Origin of the sequence: Asticcacaulis sp. (assembly GCF_051954415.1) — a bacterium.
Classification (GTDB): Bacteria; Pseudomonadota; Alphaproteobacteria; order Caulobacterales; family Caulobacteraceae; genus Asticcacaulis.
The window spans coordinates 61,494-79,848 of the sequence record NZ_JBQCHT010000047.1 but is presented as its reverse complement, the minus strand read 5'-3'; the positions used below and the strand labels follow the sequence as shown (position 1 = coordinate 79,848).

Below are 18,355 nucleotides of genomic sequence, written 5' to 3'. Positions count from 1 at the left end.
GCGCCGGACCTGCCGTGTTGGCGGCGGGCCGTGCCCGAGGGGAGTTTTCGTGCATGAAGCGCGAGTTTAAGGCCAGCGACACCCAGACCTCGCTGTTTGATGCCCTGATCGAGGCGCAGAGCCGGTTCGGCGCCGGCAAGGTCATCATCGAGGACCAGGACCGCAAACCGCTGACCTACGGCCTGTTTATTACCGGTGTTTTTGCTCTTTCACGCCTGTTGAAACGTTATCTTGGCGATGAAAACCGCATCGGCATGATGCTGCCCACCTCGACCGGCGGCGCCGTGTCCTTCTTCGCCCTCCATGCGCTCGGCAAGGTGCCGGTGATGATCAATTTCACTGCCGGCCAGGCCAATGTGAAGGCCGCGATCCAGACCGGCCAGGTCAAGACGGTTTTGTCCTCGCGCCGTTTCGTCGAAAACGCCAAGCTGGAAGACCTGATCGAGAGCATGAAGCCCTATGTGCGCGTCATCTATCTCGATGATATCCGCAAGGAGGTCTCGACCGTCGACAAGCTCTTCGCCGTGGCTGCTTCAAAACTGCCCGGCCTGTTCGTCAAAAAGACGAAAGCCTCCGATATCGGCGTCATTCTGTTTACCTCCGGCAGTTTCGGCACGCCGCGCGGCGTGGTCCTGACCCAGTCCAATCTCGTTTCCAATACACGCCAGATCGAGGCCCATATCGAGCTGAAACCCGATTGGGTCGCCTTTAACCCCCTGCCGATATTCCATTCCCTGGGCCTGACCGGTGGCGTCATCCTGCCCCTGCTGGCCGGCCTGCGCAGTTTCCAGTATCCCTCGCCCCTGCATGTGAAGGTCATCCCGGAACTGCTGCGTGAATCTAAGGCATCCCTGCTGTTCTCGACCGACACCTTCATCAACCAGTATGCCCGCTCCGGTGAGCCGGAAGACTTCAAATCGCTGGAATTCATCGTCTGCGGCGCGGAGAAGGTGCGTGACGAAACCCACAATCTTTTCAAGACCCAGTTCGGCGGTATCCCCATCCTGGAAGGCTATGGCGTAACCGAATGTTCGCCCGTAGTGGCGGTGAACTATCCCGACAATAACCATTACGGCACGGTCGGCGCCATGCTGCCCGAAATTGAGGCCCGGCTTGAGCCCGTGGAAGGCATTACCGGCGGCGGGCGCCTGTGGGTCAAGGGCCCCAACATCATGGGCGGCTACATCAATATCGATCGCCCGGATGTGATCGAGGCGCCTAAGGACGGCTGGCACGATACCGGCGACATCGTCAATATCGACAGCGAAGGCTTTGTCACTATCCTTGGCCGCGCCAAACGTTTTGCCAAGATCGCCGGCGAGATGGTCTCGCTCACGGCCGTCGAGCGCATCGCTGAAGAGGTCTGGCCGGATAACCGCCATGCCGTGGTAGCCGTATCGGATGACAAGAAGGGCGAACGCCTGATCCTGATCACTGATAAGGGTGACGCTGATGTGTCGCGCCTGACGAACTGGGCAAAGGAAAACGGCACGCCGGTTCTGGCTATTCCGAAAAAAATCCTCAGGATCGAAACCGTACCCGTGCTGGGGTCCGGCAAGACGGACTATGTCACCTTGCAGAAAATGGCCGAACTGGCGGCCTGATGCCGCATTGACAGCCGCGCCGCATCCGCTTATGGCGCAAATATGGCCCTGACCTTTTCCACAGGCAAGACACCCCGCGATTCAGAAGTCCGCTTCTGGGCGCTGCTTGCCGTGGTCATGGCCCTGCTCACGCAGATCCTGTTCCCGCCGCAGGTCATGGCCATGCCATCGCCACACGGCGTGCAGATGGTGCTGTGTACATCCGGCATGGACAGCCAGCCGATCGTTGACAAACTGGTCATCAAGTCACCCTTCAAGAAGCCGGGCCTGGCCGGGCTGAAATGTGCCCAGTGCGTTCTGGCCTCGATCACCGCCATTACGACACCGCAGCCGGTTTTCCAGCCGGCCGTCTATACGATATCCCACGCCGATTTCGCGCCCGCCAGCCGCCGCAGCCCCATCAAGGCCCGCGCACCGCCTCGTCCGCATTCCTGCGGCCCTCCGTCCCGGATCTAAGCCTGTCGCCACGCAAGCGGAATGACCGCCTGCGTTCACACGCCTATTTCCGAACGGATAAATTCAAGTGAAAACAAATTACTACCCGGCGCTCTTGATAGCGCTGATGAGCTGTGGCTCGACCCTGCCCCTGATCGCTCACGCCGAAACAGATGCCAGTGACGCCCCCAGGGAAGTCATAGTCGTCGGCCAGAAAAATACCCCGATCACCGTTGTGCCACGCGGTTTGTCGGTCTCTCTCGGTCACGAACAGTTCGATGCCATCAACGCCATAAATGTCGAAGACCTGATGAAATACGCGCCGAACTTCTTCGTGCGAAAACGCTTTGTTGGCGATGACAACGCCGTGGTCGCCTTGCGCGGCGCCAATACGGTCCAAAGCGCCCGTACGCTCGTGCTGGTAGATGGTTATGTCGTCTCCAACTTCCTCGGCAACCGCTACGATTATCCGCCGAAATGGAATGTGGTCGGGCCGGCTGAAATCCGTCAGTTCGATATCGTCTACGGGCCCTATTCGGCGCGTTACGGCGGCAATTCGATGGGCGGCGTGGTCTCGATCACCACGGAAACACCAAAGAAGACCGACATGTACGGCTCCGCCCAGGCGTTCACCATGCCGTTCCGGGAGTACGGCTTCGACCAGACATTCAGCGGCTATTCGGTTGAAGGCGGGCTGGATTACAAGGCGAAAAACAGCGGCTGGTCGGCGCGCGCCTCGTTCCGCCACTTCGAGAACACCGGCCAGTCCATGACCTATAACCTGCTGACCAAATCGAGCACGGCCGGCACCTATACCCCCGTGACCGGCGCTTATGTCGATGATCGTCTGGCCACGCCCGTTTTCGGCGCCGCGTCACCGGTCGATGTCACCCAGGACCAGGCCCGTCTGCGCGTGGGATATGCCTGGGATAATGGCTGGAAGCTCGATACCCTGGCCATGCTGTGGCAAACAAAGCAAAATCTCGACAATCCGGTCTCCTGGCTGGTCGATGCCAATGGCAACACCGTCCTGCCCACTGCTGCCGGCACCAAGGTCAGTTTCAATGGCGTCAACTATGTCGCCAAGGGCACCACATATTCCGGCATGGACCGCCTTGAGACCCTTACGGGCCTGCGCCTCTCCGGAAACTGGAGCGGCTGGGACGTATCGGCCAACCTGTCACATTACGATATCGGCAAGTGGGAAAGCCGCACCTCATTGGATCTGGTCAGCGCCGCCGGCCAGCAGACGCTTTACAACCACCCTGGCTGGTGGACCTTCGACGGAACGATCGAACAGACCTTTGGCCGTCACGATCTGGCTTTTGGCGTGACCTCCAACCTCTACCAGACCGATGCCAGCACCTATAATACAAGCCAATGGCGCACGGCCGCCGATCCGGTTTTTGCCTCCCGCACCCTGGGCAAGACGTCGATTGCCGGAATCTTTGCTGAAGATGCCATTGACTTGGGCCGCGCTGTCCTGACCCTCGGCGGTCGTTATGATGACTGGCGCGCTTTTGATGGTGGCATCAGCTCTGGCGGGCCGCTGCAATATTACCCCAAGCGCCATGACAGCGCCTTTTCGCCCAAGGCCAGCCTGCAAGGCGATGTTGGTGCCTATAACCTGCAGCTAAGCCTCGGCACTACCACACGGTTCCCCACGGTCGGCGAACTCTTCCAGGGCAAGATCAATGCCGGTCAGACAGCCATCGACCCCAGCAGCTTCGATCCAAACCTCAAACCCGAAGTTTCGCGCGATATCAGCCTGATTGCCCGCCGGCATTTTGATCGCATTACCCTGACTGGCAGCCTGTTCAACCAGTCGATTGATGACGCCATCTTCAGCTATCAGGGTATCCTCGATGACGGCACGGTGGTCTCGCGTTACCAGAATATCGACCGTATGAACCAGTCTGGTGTCGAACTGATTTTCGAATCGCGCGACCTGCTCATGGATGGCCTGACGATCGAAGCCAGCGCCTCCTGGATGGATGCCCGCACCGAAAAGAACAGCACCGCGCCGAGTTCCGAAGGCGTTCAGTTCCCTCGCATCCCCAAATGGCGCAGCAATGGCAATCTGCGCTACGCCTTCACGCCGAAGCTGAAAGCCTCCATCGGCTGGCGCTACGGCTCACGGCCAAATTCCGACCTGTTCGGGTTGGTGCGCGGCGATGCCTACGGCTACCAGACGGAATACCTTTTCCTCGATACCCGCCTGAGCTACGACCTGACGAAAACCACCCAGATCAGCTTCGGCATAGATAACGCCAATAACGATCATGCCTATGTGTCGCACCCCATGCCGCAACGCAGCTACATCCTGGAACTGAAGTATCGGAACTAAGGCATGGAAAAAGCAAAACAAAAGATCATTGACTATCGCATGTTCTGGCGCTGGCATTTTTATGCCGGGCTGGTGTGCATACCGTTCATTATCATCCTGTCGATCACCGGACCGATCTATCTGTTCAAGCCACAGATCGAGGCGGCGATCGATGCGAAATACGATCACCTGGCTTTCAGCGGCGCGCCGCAACCGGCGGAAGCCATGGTGAAAGCCGCTATTACCGCAGTGCCGGGATCACGCTTCAAGGCCATCGAGGTCCGGCTGGATGTTCATGATGCGGCACGCGTCATTGTCGTGAAAGGCGACGACAAAATTCGTCTCTATGTCCATCCCATAAGCCTGAAGATACTGAAACAAGTCCCTGAAGAGGCTCGCTTTATGGAGGTCATCAAGACTATCCACGGCGAACTGTTCGCGGGCCGTTTTGGTCAGGTCATTGTCGAACTGGCGGTCTGCTGGGCCATCATCATGATCCTGACCGGGCTTTACCTGTGGTGGCCGCGCGATATCAAAGGCATCGCCGGCCTGCTTTATCCTCGCCTCGATATGGGCAAGCGCGTCTTCTGGCGTGATATTCATGCGGTGGTCGGTATCTACGTATCGGCGCTGGCGCTGTTCCTGCTGCTGACCGGCCTGCCCTGGACCTATGTCTGGGGTAATGCTTTCAAGTCTGTCCGCGCCTTGGCTAGTCCAGTACCTGTCACACAAGCCTGGTCTCAGGGCCGCGCCGACGAGAAGAAAATGCTGAAAGCCGAAGGAACGGTATCCACCGATCTAAGTCGGCTGGATGCCCTGCTTGATACCGCCCGCGCGCTCAACCTGCCGGCCCCGGTCACCCTCAGTGCCCCGGCAAAAGGCGCCACGTTGTGGAAACTAGCCTCGGATACCGGCAACCGGCCACAGCGTGTGACCATGATGATCGACCCGACTATGCTGGAGGTCATTAGCCGCGAAGACTTTGCCGATAAAAAGCCGCTCGACCGGGCCGTTGGTTATGGCATCGCCGCTCATGAAGGCCAGTTGTTCGGTCCGCTCAATCAAGCGCTGGGCGTTCTGACAGCCCTCGGCCTGATGGCCCTGTGCGTCAGCGCCGTGGTCATGTGGTGGCAGCGCCGGCCTGCTGACAGGCTTGGCGCGCCACAGCGTCTGCCCGACGAAAAGCTGGCGCCCGGCCTGGCCCTGATCATTATCGTATTAGGTATCTTCCTGCCGGTGCTGGGCATAAGCCTGATCGTTGTTGGCTTGCTCGAATGGTTGGTTTTACGTCGCATTCCTACGGTGCGTGACTGGCTGGGATTAAAACCATAGTTTTACTCCGGCGATAGCGGTAGCGTGAAATCACCCTGAACATCTGTGTAATCTGTGGATCAAAAAGACCGTTCCGCGAGTTCCGACATCTGCAAGAAGAGTATCCACAGATTGCACAGATATCCCTGATCGTCTCACGCTACCGCTATCGTCTGACGCTGAACTTGCCAATCGAAAAGCCGTCCCGGTCACCCGAGACGGCTTTAAACTCAATACCTTCTGAGTGAATCCTCAGAGATTGATCATCCGGCCATCGGCGTCGAGCGAGGCTTCGAGGATGGCTTCCGACATGGTCGGGTGCGGGAAGACGGTGCCTTGCAGGTCCTCTTCCGTCGCTTCCATGGTAATCGCCAGGCAGAAGCCCTGCACCATTTCCGTGACGTTGGCGCCAATCAGGTGAGCGCCCAAAAGTGCGCCGGTCTTCTTGTCGAAGATCACCTTCACGAAGCCACCCGGCTCGCCGGCGGCAATCGCCTTGCCGTTGGCCTTGAACGGGAAGCGACCGATCTTGACGTCCAGGCCCTTTTCCTTGGCGCCCTGCTCGGTGATGCCGACGGAGGCCACTTCCGGCGTGGCGTAGGTGCAGCCGGGGATCGGCGGATTGAGGTTGGAGAGCTTCTTGCCGGCCATATAGTCGGCAGCGTGAACGGCCTCGTGGCTCGCCTTGTGGGCCAGCCAGGGCGGTCCGGCGCAGTCGCCGATAGCGTACAGCCCCTTGACATTGGTCTTGCCGTGGCTGTCGTTCTTGATGTGACCACGGTCCATCTCGACGCCCAGCTTTTCCAGGCCCAGGTTCTCGGTGTTGGCGACGATACCGACAGCGACGATGCAGCCTTCGGCCTCTAACACTTCGGCCTTGCCGCCGACCTCGACCGAGACCTTCACGCCGGAAGCGGACTTCTCGACCTTGGTGACCTTGGCGCCGATGCGGAACTTGAAGCCGCGCTTTTCAAAAGCCTTCTGAGCTTCGGCGGAAACTTCCTTGTCCTCGACCGGCAGGATGCGGTCCAGGGCTTCCACCACTGTAACTTCCGCGCCTAACGACCTGTAAAAGCTGGCGAATTCGATCCCGATAGCGCCGGAGCCGATGACGACCAGCGACTTGGGCATACGGTTGGGCGACAGGGCATTGCGGTAGGTCCAGATGCGATCGCCATCCGAAACCGCACCGATGGCGGGGATTTCACGCGCGCGCGCACCGACAGCCAGCATGACGTTCTTGGCTTCGACGACCTGTTCGCCGCCCTTGTTCAGCTTCACGCGAACCTTGGGGGCGTCCTTGCCGGGTTCCAGCGTGGCGAAGCCTTCGATCACGTCGATCTTGTTCTTCTTCATCAGGTAGCCGACGCCGCCATTGAGCTGCTTGGCAACAGCACGCGAACGCGCCACGACCTTCTCAAAGTCGAAGCCGGGCTTTTCACCGGTCAGGCCGTAATCACCGAGGTGATTGATCTTGTCGAACACTTCGGCCGATTTCAGCAGCGCCTTGGTAGGGATACAGCCCCAGTTCAGGCAGATGCCGCCCAGCAGTTCACGCTCAACGATGGCGACCTTCAGGCCGTTTTGCGAGGCACGGATAGCGCCTTCGTAACCGCCAGGTCCGGAGCCGATGACTACGAGATCATATGTCATTGTTTTCAGCTCCTTACGCCAACATCTTGATAGGATCTTCGAGCAGGTTCTTCAGCGCCGTAATGTACTTGGCGCCGATGGAACCGTCGACGACGCGGTGGTCGCAGGTCAGGGTCACGGTCATGACCGTAGCCACGGCCAGCGCGCCGTTCTTTACGACCGGACGCTGTTCGCCGGCACCGACCGACAGAATGCACCCCTGCGGCTCGTTGATGATCGAGGCGAACTGCTTGATGCCGAACATGCCCAGATTGGACACCGAGAAGGTGCCGCCCTGGAACTCTTCCGGCTTCAGCTTCCGCTCGCGGGCGCGCGTGGCCAGGTCCTTGGTCTCGCGGGCGATCTGGGCCAGAGACTTGGTTTCGGCCTTGCGGATGATCGGGGTGATCAGGCCGCCATCGATGGCCACGGCCATGGCGACGTCGGCATTGTGATGCAGAGCGATGCCATCCGGAGTGAAGGAGGCATTGGCTTCCGGCACCTGCTTGAGCGCCAGGGCCACGGCCTTGATTACGATGTCATTCACCGAGACCTTCACGCCCTGGGATTCCAGCGCGGTGTTGATCTTGGTGCGCGCTGCCAGCAGGTTGTCGAGTTCGATATCGACAGTCAGCGGGAAGTGCGGGATGTCGCGGAAGCTTTCGGTCAGGCGACGGGCGATGACCTTGCGCATGTTGTCGAGCGGAACCAGATCGTAGGAACCGGCCGGGATGCCCAGTTGCTCCAGCGATTGTACCTTGCGCGGTTCGGCCGCCGGGGCAGCGCCACCAGCGGCCGGTGCGGCCTTGCCGGTGCCCGAAGCCAGGGCGGCTTCGATGTCGCGCTTGATCACGCGGCCATGCGGACCAGAGCCGGTGATGGCCTTCAGGTCGAGCTTGTTGATCTCGGCCAGGCGGCGGGCCAGCGGCGAAGCGGCAACGCGCGGACCAGAAGCGACCGGTGCAGCGGCAGCCGCCGGAGTGGCGGCCACGGGTGCCGGGGCAGCAGCGGCCTTGGGGGCCTCCGCTTTTGGGGCTTCAACAGCGGCAGCTTTAGGCGCCGGTGCGGCTGCATCACCCGACAGGCGGGCGATCGGCGTATTGACCTTCACGCCTTCGGTGCCGGCTTCGACGAGGATGGCCTCGATCGTACCTTCATCGACGGCTTCGACTTCCATCGTCGCTTTGTCGGTTTCGATTTCCGCGATCACGTCGCCGGCGGAGACGGTGTCCCCCACCTTGACGTGCCACTTGGCCAGAATGCCCTCTTCCATCGTAGGCGAAAGGGCCGGCATCAGGATATCAGTCATGCTGGGCTCCCCTTACTTGTACGAGACGTGTTTGACGGCGGCGATGATCTTTTCAACGCTGGGCACGGTCATGGCTTCGAGGTTGGCGGCGTAAGGCATCGGCACGTCTTCCTGGTGGACACGGGCCGGGGGGGCATCGAGATCGTCAAAGGCTTCGGCGGTCACGCGGGCAGCGACTTCGGCGCCGATGCCGCATGGCCCCCAGCCTTCTTCGACCGTAACCAGGCGGTTGGTCTTGCGCACCGAAGCGACGACGGTATCGGTATCCAGCGGACGCAGGGTGCGCAGGTTGACGACTTCGGCGTCGATACCTTCAGCGGCCAGTTGTTCGGCGGCCTTCAGGGCGAAACCGACCATGCGCGAGTGCGCAACGATGGTGACGTCCTTGCCTTCCTTCTGGATCTTGGCCTTGCCGATCGGCAGGACGAAGTCTTCGATCTCGGGCAGGTCGAACTCGTTGCCGTACATCATCTCGTGTTCGAGGAAGACGACCGGGTTCGGATCGCGGATGGCGGCCTTGAGCAGGCCCTTGGCGTCGGCAGCGTCATAGGGCGCGATGACCTTCAGGCCGGGCACGTTGGCGTACCACGACGAATAGTCATGGCTGTGCTGGGCGGCGACGCGCGAGGCGGCGCCGTTCGGACCGCGGAAAACGATCGACGACTTGATCTGGCCGCCGGACATGTAGAGGGTCTTGGCCGAGGAATTGATAATGTGATCAATGGCCTGCATGGCGAAGTTAAACGTCATGAACTCGATTATCGGCTTGAGACCGGCCATGGCCGCGCCCGAACCGATACCGGCAAAGCCCATTTCGGTGATCGGGGTGTCGATGACGCGGCGATCGCCGAACTCTTCGAGCAGGTTACGGGAAACCTTGTAGGCGCCCTGGTACTGCGCGACTTCTTCACCCATCAGGAAGACCTTGTCGTCGCGGCGCATTTCTTCGGCGATGGCGTCGCGCAGGGCGTCACGGACAGTGATCTTGACGGTCGGCGTGCCTTCCGGCCAATCGGGCAGCGATTCCACCGGCGCGGCGGCGGGCTTGGCAGAGGCTGGAGCAGAAACCGGTGCCGCTTGAGGCGCCTCAGCGGCAACAGGCGCAGGCGAGTTTTGCCTGGTGGCGCTTGCCACCCCACCTTCGAGGCGGGCGATCGGCGTATTGACCTTGACGCCTTCGGTGCCGGCATCGACCAGCAGGGCTTCAATCTTGCCTTCATCGACGGCTTCGACTTCCATCGTCGCCTTGTCGGTTTCGATTTCGGCGATCACGTCGCCGGCGGATACAGTGTCGCCAACCTTGACGAGCCACTTGGCGAGCGTGCCCTCTTCCATGGTCGGAGAGAGCGCGGGCATGAGAATATCAGTCATTTCAGTTACGCCTCAAGGTAAACGTCGGTGTACAGTTCGGACGGATCGGGTTCCGGGCTCGTCTGGGCGAAATCAACCGCTTCCAGCACAATGGCCTTCACGTCGTTATCGATCGCCTTGATCTCGTCTTCGGCCACGCCGGCCTGTTGCAGCATGGTCTTGATGTGGTCGATAGGGTCGCGGGTCGCCTTGACCTCATCGACCTCGTCCTTCGAGCGGTACTTGGCCGGATCGGACATGGAGTGACCGCGATAGCGGTAGGTCTTCATTTCGAGGATATACGGGCCCTTGCCCGAACGGGCGTGCTCGGCGGCGCGCTCGGCGGCGTCCTTCACCGCAAAAACATCCATGCCGTCGACCGTTTCACCAGGAATGCCGAACGAGGCGCCGCGCTGCGATAGGTTGACCGTAGCGGAGGCGCGGGCCAGAGAGGTGCCCATGGCGTATTCGTTGTTTTCGATCACATACACGACCGGCAGCTTCCAGAGCTGGGCCATGTTGAAGCTTTCATAAACCTGGCCCTGATTGGCCGCGCCATCGCCGAAATAGGTGAAGGAGACATTGCCGTTTTGGCGATAAAAGTCAGCGAAGGCCAGGCCGGTGCCGAGCGATACCTGGGCGCCCACAATGCCGTGGCCGCCGAAGAAGCCGGCTTCGATGTCGAACATGTGCATCGAACCGCCCTTCCCCTTCGAAGAGCCACCGATCCGGCCGGTCAGTTCGGCCATGACTTCCTTCGGGTCCATGCCGGCAGCCAGCATGTGGCCGTGGTCGCGGTAACCGGTGATGACCTGGTCGCCCTTTTCCGCGGCGGCATACATGCCGACAGCGACGGCTTCCTGACCGATATACAGGTGGCAGAAACCACCGATCAGGCCCATGCCGTAGAGTTGGCCGGCGCGCTCTTCAAAGCGGCGGATCAGCACCATTTCCCGGTAATATTTCAGCAGGTCGTCTTTGGAGACATTGCTCAGCTTCTTGCCAGTATCGGTTTTGCTGTCTTTCTGGGCGGCACGCGCCATGGACATCTCCCATAACAAAAACTACGGCCGATTTATATCCGGCCTTGAAACATAGCGGCCCTCTGCGCCCGCGCGGAAAGCCCGGCGCAGCAAATCAAAGGCTTCCCTCCTTTATGAGAAGCCTGCCTTCGCGTAAAGGGCTAAAGAAAGGTCAGGAGTTAGCGTTCTGAACGATCGGGCCGCGGATAACGTAGGCTTTCGGCTCTGAAAGACCCAACAATACGCGGGCACGCTCTTCAAGTAAATCTTTTGACAGATTATCCGTGCGCAAGTATTTGGCGCGCGCTTCAAGATCAGCGCGTTCTGTTTTAAGCTGCGCAAGATGCTGTTCCTTGACCACCATCTCGTGGTTACGCGCTTCCTGGGAGAAGAATCCTTTATCACCCGTCAGGTACTGAACGCATACATAGGTCAGCACGAGCGTAATTATGGCGGTAGGCAGATATGGCCTCAGACGAAAAAACACTACTCAAGCCCCTTCTGGACTGCGGCAACACGTAATGGCCTTTTTTGAGCCTTCGCGGTTAACATAGTGTTACGAAACATGTCGGGGCACACAGAAGAATTTATCACTGATGTCTTTTGAAAAATCAGACTTATCACGGCGTTTTTATCTTTGTTGTCAAAATGTGAGCACCCGCATGTGCAAGCACCATGTTGATGACAGAAAGCGCCGCCGGACGTGCATGCAGCATACGCGAAAAAGGGTTAATGAAGGCTGAGTTTTGTACCGTGGACTTACGGGGCGTGGGGCCTGTGGCCCCACAAACCTTGCCTTAATCCAAAAGAAAACCCGGCCCCTCAGGGCCGGGTTTTCTTTTGGAGAGAGTAAGACTTGGGGGCACAGCCCCCCCATCACTCGTGAACGCTATACGTTTACTTCGTTCTACCCATAAATCAGCAGCGGATAACGCCGACACCGGCATAAACCGCTTCATCATCCAGTTGCGATTCGATGCGCAGGAGCTGGTTGTACTTCGCGGTCCGGTCAGAACGCGCCAGCGAACCGGTCTTGATCTGACCGCAGTTCATGGCCACGGCCAGATCGGCAATGGTCGAATCCTCGGTTTCGCCCGAACGGTGCGACATGACCGAGGTGTAGCCGGCGCGGTGCGCCATATCGACGGCATCCATGGTTTCCGAAAGCGTACCGATCTGGTTGACCTTCACCAGGATCGAGTTGGCCATGCCCTCGACAATGCCGGTTTCCAGGCGATCCGGATTGGTGACGAAGAGATCGTCGCCCACGAGCTGGATACGGTCGCCCAGGCGGTCGGTCAGTTCTCTCCAACCTTCGTAGTCGTCTTCCGACATGCCGTCCTCGATCGAGCAGATCGGGAACTTGTTGGCCAGGTTTTCGAGATAATCGACCATCTCGACCGGCGTCAGGGTCTTGCCCTCGCCTTCCAGATGATACTTGCCGTCCTTGAAGAACTCAGTCGAGGCAACGTCGAGCGCCAGCCAGAAGTCAGAACCGGCCTTGTAGCCCGCCTGCTCACCCGCCTTCATGATGAAAGAGAGCGCCTCCTCGGCCGAAGCCAGGTTCGGCGCGAAACCGCCCTCGTCGCCGACATTGGTATTGTGGCCGGCGGCCTTCAGGCCCTTCTTCAGGCTATGGAAGATTTCCGCGCCCATGCGCAGAGCTTCCGAGAACGATTCGGCGCCGGCCGGCACGATCATGAATTCCTGAATGTCGATGGGGTTGTCGGCGTGGGCGCCGCCATTGATGATATTCATCAGCGGCACCGGCAGGACGCGGGCGGCCAGGCCGCCGACATACTTGTAGAGCGGCAGACCCGACGACTGCGCGGCGGCGCGGGCCACTGCCAGCGACACGCCGAGAATGGCGTTGGCGCCCAGGCGCGACTTGTTCGGCGTACCATCCAGATTGATCAGGGCCTGGTCGAGGCGGCGCTGGTCGAGCGCCTCAAAACCGGCGATGGCCTCGAAGATTTCGCCGTTGACGGCATCAACCGCCTTGCGGACGCCCTTGCCACCATAGCGCTTGGCATCACCATCTCGCATTTCCACCGCTTCGTGGGCGCCGGTCGAAGCGCCGGAAGGCACTGCCGCACGGCCGAACGAGCCGTCATCGAGGGTGACATCGACTTCAACCGTGGGGTTGCCACGGGAGTCGAGGATTTCGCGGGCGACGACGTCGATAATTTCGGGCATGGGGAATCCTGCTATGTGAAACGGTCTGAAAGCAGGGCTGCATTAGCAAGGCCGGGCTCCGATGACAAGCGCCGCTCATGCGCCATTGGGAAATTACGGCGCGACTCGATAGCCATCCGATGCCGAGACCCACTGCATGACCTGGTCCTGGTCCGGCTTGGGCACGCCGTCGAGCGTCCCCTTGGCGACCAGATTGCCGCCGGAGGGGAGATAGGCGGTGCAGATTTCGTGGCCCACCACGGATGCCATGCCGGAGGCGATACGTGCCAGGACCGGCTGGGCCTGATCCGCCGGCACATCCGTGCCATTGACCGTCAGACGGGCGCCAGAGATATTTTCCTCGCGGATCGTGCCGCAGACGGCGCCATTCCGGATCTCGACATTGGTATTCATCTCCAGAATGGCCGGCGGGCTTTTTGAAATCAGCACGGTCGCCTTATTGGTGAAACTACCGTCGGCATTGAGATGATAGGTCGCCATCGAAGAACAGGTCTTCGCCATCGCGTCAGGCGCATAACACTGCGCCATGCCCTTCCCCGCCGGCGCCAGCGGCCCGACATAGGCGTTTGCAGGAGAAAGGGCGGCGGCCGCCAGTAAAGCCAGGAACATGGTATTACGCCTCGTCTCGAAATAACAGACTCGCGGATCGTCCGCACGTGGCAATAAGACGACCATGAGTGTTCATTTTATGACCCATACGGTAACGATCGAACCACATTGCCCCCTTACCTGGTTGGGCTGACACTGCATCCGCGAGGAGATTGTCATGAAAATCGCCACCTTCAATGTCAATGGTATCAATGGCCGGCTACCGATCCTGTTGCAATGGCTGGCGGAACGCGAACCCGATGTCGTCTGCCTTCAGGAACTGAAGGCACCGGATGAGCGCTTTCCGGCGAAAGCCCTGGAAGATGCCGGTTATGGCGCCATCTGGCACGGTCAGAAAAGCTGGAACGGCGTGGCGATCCTGTCCCGCGACATGAAATTGGTTGAAACGCAGAGGGGCCTTACGGATGATCCTGACGACACACATAGCCGCTATATCGAGGCGGCCGTGAACGGCATAGTGGTTGGTTGCCTCTACCTGCCCAACGGCAATCCGGTCGATACGCCGAAGTTTCCCTACAAGCTGCGCTGGTTCGAGCGCCTGGCGCAACATGCCAATGGTTTGCTGGAAAGCGGCGCGCCAGTGGTGCTGGCGGGCGATTATAACGTCATGCCGACCGATCTGGATGTCTACAAGCCCGAACGCTGGCAGAATGACGCCCTGTTCAAACCGGAGGTTCGTCAGGCTTTCCATGCCCTGGTGGCGCAGGGCTGGACCGATGCCTTGCGGCAGATGCACCCCGGCGAACGCATCTACACCTTCTGGGACTATTTCCGCAACGCCTTCGCCCGCGATGCCGGGCTGCGGATCGACCACCTGCTCTTAAGCCCTGCCCTCGCCCCGCGCCTCGTCCGGGCCGAGGTCGACAGTTTCGTGCGTGGCTGGGAAAAGGCCAGCGACCACGCGCCCGTGTGGATCGAACTGGCGCCGGCGAAATGAAAAAACGCGGCTACGTTTCCGGCGCCGCGTCTAATTTCTGCTTTTTATTTTGCCGCCGTCTTTTACCTGACGGCTGAAGCTAAACCCGAAGGTTTAGTCCTTCTTCGGCGTAATGACCTGACGGCCCTTGTACATGCCGGTCTTCAGGTCGACATGGTGCGGACGGCGCAGTTCGCCGGTGTCCTTGTCTTCGGTGTAGGCATTGGCGCCCAGCGCATCATGCGAACGACGCATATTGCGGCGCGAGGGCGAAACTTTACGCTTGGGAACGGCCATTTCCGTGTCTCTCTTAAGGTCAAAGGCCTGGACCGCAAAGCCAGCAGGCACAAAATAAGGTTGCGACGCACAGTATGTGAGTCAGAAGGCGCGCCTTATGCCCCATGTTGGATATGGGATCAAGGGATAATCGCCCGGAAATGGCGATTTTCAGCCCGAAAGACCATTCGCGCGACTGGCTTCTGCCAGCGGATCGGTCTCCAGCCTGCCCTTGCGCATCTCACTTTCAATCTGCAACCTGGCCTGATCAAGCTCTGCCTTGTCAAAGGATTTTGGTGAAACCAGCCGCCGCCCGTCTGTCAGAATGACAATCCAGCCATGATGGATGCGGCTGCCGGCGCGCTCGTGATCGTAGCTTTCCGGCGTAAGCACCCGGATATCTTCGGCTTTTATATAATGCGTCTTCCGCCATGAGGTCAGGCTCAGCAGACGGATACGAATCTGGCCATCGGACACCCGCCATTCCCGATGACGGCCGATACAGGCCCACAGGATAATGCCGGCTGCCAGAGGCAGGGCCACCATATTGATCAGGACAAAACCAAACGGCGGCACCTTGCCCGCCTCAATCAAGGCCCAGTCATGATAATCACTGCTGATCGCCGCCGCGGCCAAAACTATGCCTATCACAACATAGAGAAACCGTGGCAGAAGTCCGAGTTGGTCTTTCAGAAGCATGACACTGCGCTAAGTCCGATCATGAAAGGAATGCACGTGAAGTCTATAACACTGTCATGGCCCTTTTGGGCAGTCCTGTCAGCGGCTTTTGCCGCATTGACCGCCATCTTTGCCAAGGCAGGCGTGGAATCCCTCAACTCCAACATGGCTACCTTGATCCGTACAGTCGTTATTGTGATCGCCGCTATCGCATTTGTCCTGATAACGCAAAGCTGGCAAAGTCCCGGCAGCATTTCCAATCGCAGTTGGCAATTCCTGATCCTGTCGGGGCTGGCGACAGGGGCGTCCTGGTTCTGCTATTTTCACGCATTAAAGCTGGGGGATGCCGCTCGCGTCGCCCCGATCGACAAACTGAGCGTCGTATTCGTCTCGGTTTTTGCCGTATTATTCCTTGGCGAGAAACTGTCATTCCCGAACTGGATCGGTGTCGGTCTTATCGCTACCGGCGCGATTCTAGTCGCCTGGCGTCTTTAAGAGAGGCAACCGCCCTCTCTTACGCTTCAATCTGGGCCGAGGCCTCGATTTCGACCAGCCATTCCGGATTGATCAGGGCGCTGGTGCCGATAAAGCTGGAGGCCGGACGGATCTCGCCGAACAGTTCGCCGTGGGCTTTAGCTGCGTCCTTCCACAGGCTCATATCGGTGAGGAAGATGCGCGTGCGGATGATGTCCGTGGCCTTGCCGCCGGCCGCTTCCACCGCCTTGATGATGATTTCCAGCGCCGCTTTGGTCTGCTCGTAAGCATCCGTGCCGGCCACCTTGCCGTCGCGGATCGGCGCCGTGCCGGACACTTCGATGCGGTTGCCCGAACGCACAGCGCGGGAAAAGCCGATTTCAGGCTCGAACGGCGAACCGGATGAGATAAGCTGACGGGGCATGGGCAATTCCTCCTTTTAAAGGGAAACCACGAATGAACACCAATAGACACGAATATTCGTGTGCATTCGTGTCTATTGGTGGTTCAGTTTTATACCAGCCGGCTGCGTACCTTGGCGGCGGCGATAAAGCTGGAAAACAGCGGATGCGGCGCGAACGGCCGCGACTTCAGTTCAGGGTGATACTGTACGCCGATGAACCACGGATGATCCGGGCGCTCAACGATTTCCGGCAGCAGGCCATCCGGCGACATGCCGCTGAATTGCAAACCGCAAGCTTCAAGGCGCTCGATATAGTCGCGGTTGACTTCATAGCGGTGGCGATGGCGCTCGGAAACGTCCGTACCGCCATAGATTTCAGCCACTTGGCTGCCTTCCTTCAACTTCGCGTCGAAGGCGCCCAGACGCATGGTGCCGCCCAGATTGCCGCCGGCGGCGCGCTGGGTCAGTTCGTTGCCGTTCAGCCATTCGGTCATCAAACCGACCACCGGTTCGCTGGTATGACCAAACTCGGTCGATGAGGCATCCTTGATGCCGGCCAGGTGACGTGCCGTTTCCAGCACCGCCATCTGCATCCCGAAACAGATGCCAAAATAGGGCACATTGTTCTCACGCGCAAAGCGCGCCGCCTCGATCTTGCCAAGCGCGCCGCGCTCGCCAAAACCACCCGGCACCAGGATAGCGTGGACGTTTTCCAGCCGCTCGATCACCGCATCCGGCGCGCCCTCGAAGGTTTCCGATTCGACCCAGTCGATCTTGACCCGGACATTATTGGCCATGCCACCGTGGTAAAGCGCCTCGATCAGCGATTTGTACGCGTCCTTCAGCACCGTATACTTGCCGACAACCGCGATCGAGACCTCGCCATCGGGATACTGGTAACGCTGGGTGATATCCTTCCACAGGCCGAGATCGGGTGCCGCCGCATCGTCCATGCCGAAGACATTCAGCACCTCGGTATCGAGGCCCTGCTTGTGATAATCAATCGGCACGGCGTAGATGTTTTCCGAATCCATCGCCTGAATGACAGCCGTCTCGCGGACATTACAGAACAGGCCGATCTTGCGGCGCTCCTCGGGCGGAATCTCCTGTTCGCAGCGGCACAGCAGGATATCGGGTTGGATGCCGATGGAGCGCAATTCTTTGACCGAGTGCTGGGTCGGCTTGGTCTTCATCTCGCCGGCCGTCTTGACGAACGGCAGAAGCGTCAAATGGATAAAGCAGCACTGGCGGCGCGGCAGTTCCTGGCCAAGCTGGCGGATCGCTTCAAAGAACGGAAGACCTTCGATATCGCCCACCGTGCCGCCAATTTCCACGAGGATAAAGTCGGCATCGCCCTGATCGGAGACCACAAACTGCTTGATCTGGTCGGTGACGTGCGGAACGACCTGCACAGTGGCACCGAGATAGTCGCCGCGGCGTTCCTTCTCGATGATGTTGGAATAGATACGGCCGGTCGTGATGTTGTCGCTCTTACGTGCGTTGACGCCGGTGAAGCGCTCATAGTGGCCGAGGTCGAGGTCGGTTTCAGCGCCATCGTCGGTGACGAAGACTTCGCCGTGCTGATAGGGCGACATCGTGCCCGGATCGACGTTCAGATAAGGGTCCAGCTTGCGCAGGCGAACCTTGAAGCCACGCGCCTGAAGCAAAGCCCCCAGAGCCGCCGAGGCCAGCCCCTTGCCAAGCGAGGAAACCACCCCGCCAGTGATGAAAACGAAACGGGCCATATCAGATAGTTACCATAAAATCAGAGATAACCCACGGAAGTTGCCCTCCGTGGGTCGGAAACAGGTTTT

The 18,355-nt window shown here is 59.5% G+C and carries 17 protein-coding genes; 6 read left to right on the top strand and 11 right to left on the bottom strand.

Annotated elements, in window-relative coordinates:
- Positions 1 to 53 precede the first annotated feature (53 nt).
- The 4 genes from ACTHND_RS18250 (at position 54) to ACTHND_RS18235 (ending at position 5,697) form a co-directional block, all read left to right on the top strand.
- Positions 54 to 1,604, top strand: coding sequence for an AMP-binding protein (locus tag ACTHND_RS18250; RefSeq protein ID WP_440179397.1), 1,551 nt, complete (start codon positions 54 to 56; stop codon positions 1,602 to 1,604).
- Between the two features lie 42 nt (positions 1,605 to 1,646).
- Complete coding sequence (locus tag ACTHND_RS18245) at positions 1,647 to 2,060, top strand: hypothetical protein (RefSeq protein ID WP_440179396.1); 414 nt, start codon at positions 1,647 to 1,649, stop codon at positions 2,058 to 2,060.
- Positions 2,061 to 2,127: 67 nt separating this feature from the next.
- The gene (locus tag ACTHND_RS18240) at positions 2,128 to 4,386 is read left to right on the top strand and encodes a TonB-dependent receptor (protein ID WP_440179395.1); all 2,259 of its coding nucleotides are present in this window, start codon (positions 2,128 to 2,130) and stop codon (positions 4,384 to 4,386) included.
- Positions 4,387 to 4,389: 3 nt separating this feature from the next.
- Positions 4,390 to 5,697, top strand: a complete 1,308-nt coding sequence (locus ACTHND_RS18235; protein WP_440179394.1) for a PepSY-associated TM helix domain-containing protein — start codon at positions 4,390 to 4,392, stop codon at positions 5,695 to 5,697.
- A 231-nt stretch (positions 5,698 to 5,928) separates the two neighbouring features.
- On the opposite strand, the gene lpdA is transcribed toward ACTHND_RS18235, so the two are convergent.
- The 7 genes from lpdA to ACTHND_RS18200 form a co-directional block, all read right to left on the bottom strand.
- Positions 5,929 to 7,329, bottom strand: coding sequence for a dihydrolipoyl dehydrogenase (gene lpdA / locus ACTHND_RS18230; protein ID WP_440179393.1), 1,401 nt, complete (start codon positions 7,327 to 7,329; stop codon positions 5,929 to 5,931).
- Between the two features lie 13 nt (positions 7,330 to 7,342).
- Complete coding sequence (locus ACTHND_RS18225) at positions 7,343 to 8,617, bottom strand: pyruvate dehydrogenase complex dihydrolipoamide acetyltransferase (protein WP_440179392.1); 1,275 nt, start codon at positions 8,615 to 8,617, stop codon at positions 7,343 to 7,345.
- A gap of 12 nt (positions 8,618 to 8,629) precedes the next feature.
- Complete coding sequence (locus tag ACTHND_RS18220; RefSeq protein ID WP_440179391.1) at positions 8,630 to 9,988, bottom strand: pyruvate dehydrogenase complex E1 component subunit beta; 1,359 nt, start codon at positions 9,986 to 9,988, stop codon at positions 8,630 to 8,632.
- A 5-nt stretch (positions 9,989 to 9,993) separates the two neighbouring features.
- Positions 9,994 to 11,010: a pyruvate dehydrogenase (acetyl-transferring) E1 component subunit alpha gene (pdhA, locus tag ACTHND_RS18215; protein ID WP_440179390.1), complete on the bottom strand. Its 1,017-nt coding sequence runs from the start codon at positions 11,008 to 11,010 to the stop codon at positions 9,994 to 9,996.
- Positions 11,011 to 11,161: 151 nt separating this feature from the next.
- A complete protein-coding gene (locus tag ACTHND_RS18210) occupies positions 11,162 to 11,428 on the bottom strand; it encodes an FtsB family cell division protein (protein ID WP_440179389.1) in 267 nt (88 codons plus the stop codon).
- A 479-nt stretch (positions 11,429 to 11,907) separates the two neighbouring features.
- Positions 11,908 to 13,185: a phosphopyruvate hydratase gene (eno, locus tag ACTHND_RS18205; protein ID WP_440179388.1), complete on the bottom strand. Its 1,278-nt coding sequence runs from the start codon at positions 13,183 to 13,185 to the stop codon at positions 11,908 to 11,910.
- A 93-nt stretch (positions 13,186 to 13,278) separates the two neighbouring features.
- On the bottom strand, positions 13,279 to 13,794 hold the full coding sequence (locus ACTHND_RS18200; RefSeq protein WP_440179387.1) for a hypothetical protein: 516 nt from the start codon (positions 13,792 to 13,794) through the stop codon (positions 13,279 to 13,281).
- A 157-nt stretch (positions 13,795 to 13,951) separates the two neighbouring features.
- On the opposite strand from ACTHND_RS18200, the gene xth reads away from it, so the two are divergent.
- The gene (gene xth / locus ACTHND_RS18195) at positions 13,952 to 14,731 is read left to right on the top strand and encodes an exodeoxyribonuclease III (RefSeq protein WP_440179386.1); all 780 of its coding nucleotides are present in this window, start codon (positions 13,952 to 13,954) and stop codon (positions 14,729 to 14,731) included.
- 93 nt (positions 14,732 to 14,824) lie between these two features.
- Here xth and rpmF read toward each other — a convergent pair whose 3' ends face one another.
- A complete protein-coding gene (gene rpmF / locus ACTHND_RS18190) occupies positions 14,825 to 15,007 on the bottom strand; it encodes a 50S ribosomal protein L32 (RefSeq protein WP_090643214.1) in 183 nt (60 codons plus the stop codon).
- A 150-nt stretch (positions 15,008 to 15,157) separates the two neighbouring features.
- Complete coding sequence (locus tag ACTHND_RS18185; RefSeq protein ID WP_440179385.1) at positions 15,158 to 15,685, bottom strand: hypothetical protein; 528 nt, start codon at positions 15,683 to 15,685, stop codon at positions 15,158 to 15,160.
- 36 nt (positions 15,686 to 15,721) lie between these two features.
- On the opposite strand from ACTHND_RS18185, the gene ACTHND_RS18180 reads away from it, so the two are divergent.
- Entirely contained in the window at positions 15,722 to 16,159 is a 438-nt protein-coding gene (locus ACTHND_RS18180; RefSeq protein ID WP_440179384.1) for an EamA family transporter, read from the top strand.
- Between the two features lie 19 nt (positions 16,160 to 16,178).
- Here ACTHND_RS18180 and ACTHND_RS18175 read toward each other — a convergent pair whose 3' ends face one another.
- Together ACTHND_RS18175 and ACTHND_RS18170 are read right to left on the bottom strand one after the other, a co-directional pair.
- A complete protein-coding gene (locus ACTHND_RS18175) occupies positions 16,179 to 16,562 on the bottom strand; it encodes a RidA family protein (protein ID WP_440179383.1) in 384 nt (127 codons plus the stop codon).
- Positions 16,563 to 16,651: 89 nt separating this feature from the next.
- A complete protein-coding gene (locus ACTHND_RS18170; protein WP_440179382.1) occupies positions 16,652 to 18,286 on the bottom strand; it encodes a CTP synthase in 1,635 nt (544 codons plus the stop codon).
- Positions 18,287 to 18,355: the final 69 nt, after the last annotated feature.

What these genes read in the sequence shown, in the direction of transcription:
- ACTHND_RS18250 (WP_440179397.1), top strand. Translation starts at nt 54, where the DNA reads ATGAAGCGCGAGTTTAAGGCCAGCGACACCCAGACCTCGCTGTTTGAT.
- ACTHND_RS18245 (WP_440179396.1), top strand. Translation starts at nt 1,647, where the DNA reads ATGGCCCTGACCTTTTCCACAGGCAAGACACCCCGCGATTCAGAAGTC.
- ACTHND_RS18235 (WP_440179394.1), top strand. Translation starts at nt 4,390, where the DNA reads ATGGAAAAAGCAAAACAAAAGATCATTGACTATCGCATGTTCTGGCGC.
- lpdA (WP_440179393.1), bottom strand. Translation starts at nt 7,329, where the DNA reads ATGACATATGATCTCGTAGTCATCGGCTCCGGACCTGGCGGTTACGAA.
- ACTHND_RS18225 (WP_440179392.1), bottom strand. Translation starts at nt 8,617, where the DNA reads ATGACTGATATCCTGATGCCGGCCCTTTCGCCTACGATGGAAGAGGGC.
- ACTHND_RS18220 (WP_440179391.1), bottom strand. Translation starts at nt 9,988, where the DNA reads ATGACTGATATTCTCATGCCCGCGCTCTCTCCGACCATGGAAGAGGGC.
- pdhA (WP_440179390.1), bottom strand. Translation starts at nt 11,010, where the DNA reads ATGGCGCGTGCCGCCCAGAAAGACAGCAAAACCGATACTGGCAAGAAG.
- eno (WP_440179388.1), bottom strand. Translation starts at nt 13,185, where the DNA reads ATGCCCGAAATTATCGACGTCGTCGCCCGCGAAATCCTCGACTCCCGT.
- ACTHND_RS18200 (WP_440179387.1), bottom strand. Translation starts at nt 13,794, where the DNA reads ATGTTCCTGGCTTTACTGGCGGCCGCCGCCCTTTCTCCTGCAAACGCC.
- xth (WP_440179386.1), top strand. Translation starts at nt 13,952, where the DNA reads ATGAAAATCGCCACCTTCAATGTCAATGGTATCAATGGCCGGCTACCG.
- rpmF (WP_090643214.1), bottom strand. Translation starts at nt 15,007, where the DNA reads ATGGCCGTTCCCAAGCGTAAAGTTTCGCCCTCGCGCCGCAATATGCGT.
- ACTHND_RS18185 (WP_440179385.1), bottom strand. Translation starts at nt 15,685, where the DNA reads ATGCTTCTGAAAGACCAACTCGGACTTCTGCCACGGTTTCTCTATGTT.
- ACTHND_RS18175 (WP_440179383.1), bottom strand. Translation starts at nt 16,562, where the DNA reads ATGCCCCGTCAGCTTATCTCATCCGGTTCGCCGTTCGAGCCTGAAATC.
- ACTHND_RS18170 (WP_440179382.1), bottom strand. Translation starts at nt 18,286, where the DNA reads ATGGCCCGTTTCGTTTTCATCACTGGCGGGGTGGTTTCCTCGCTTGGC.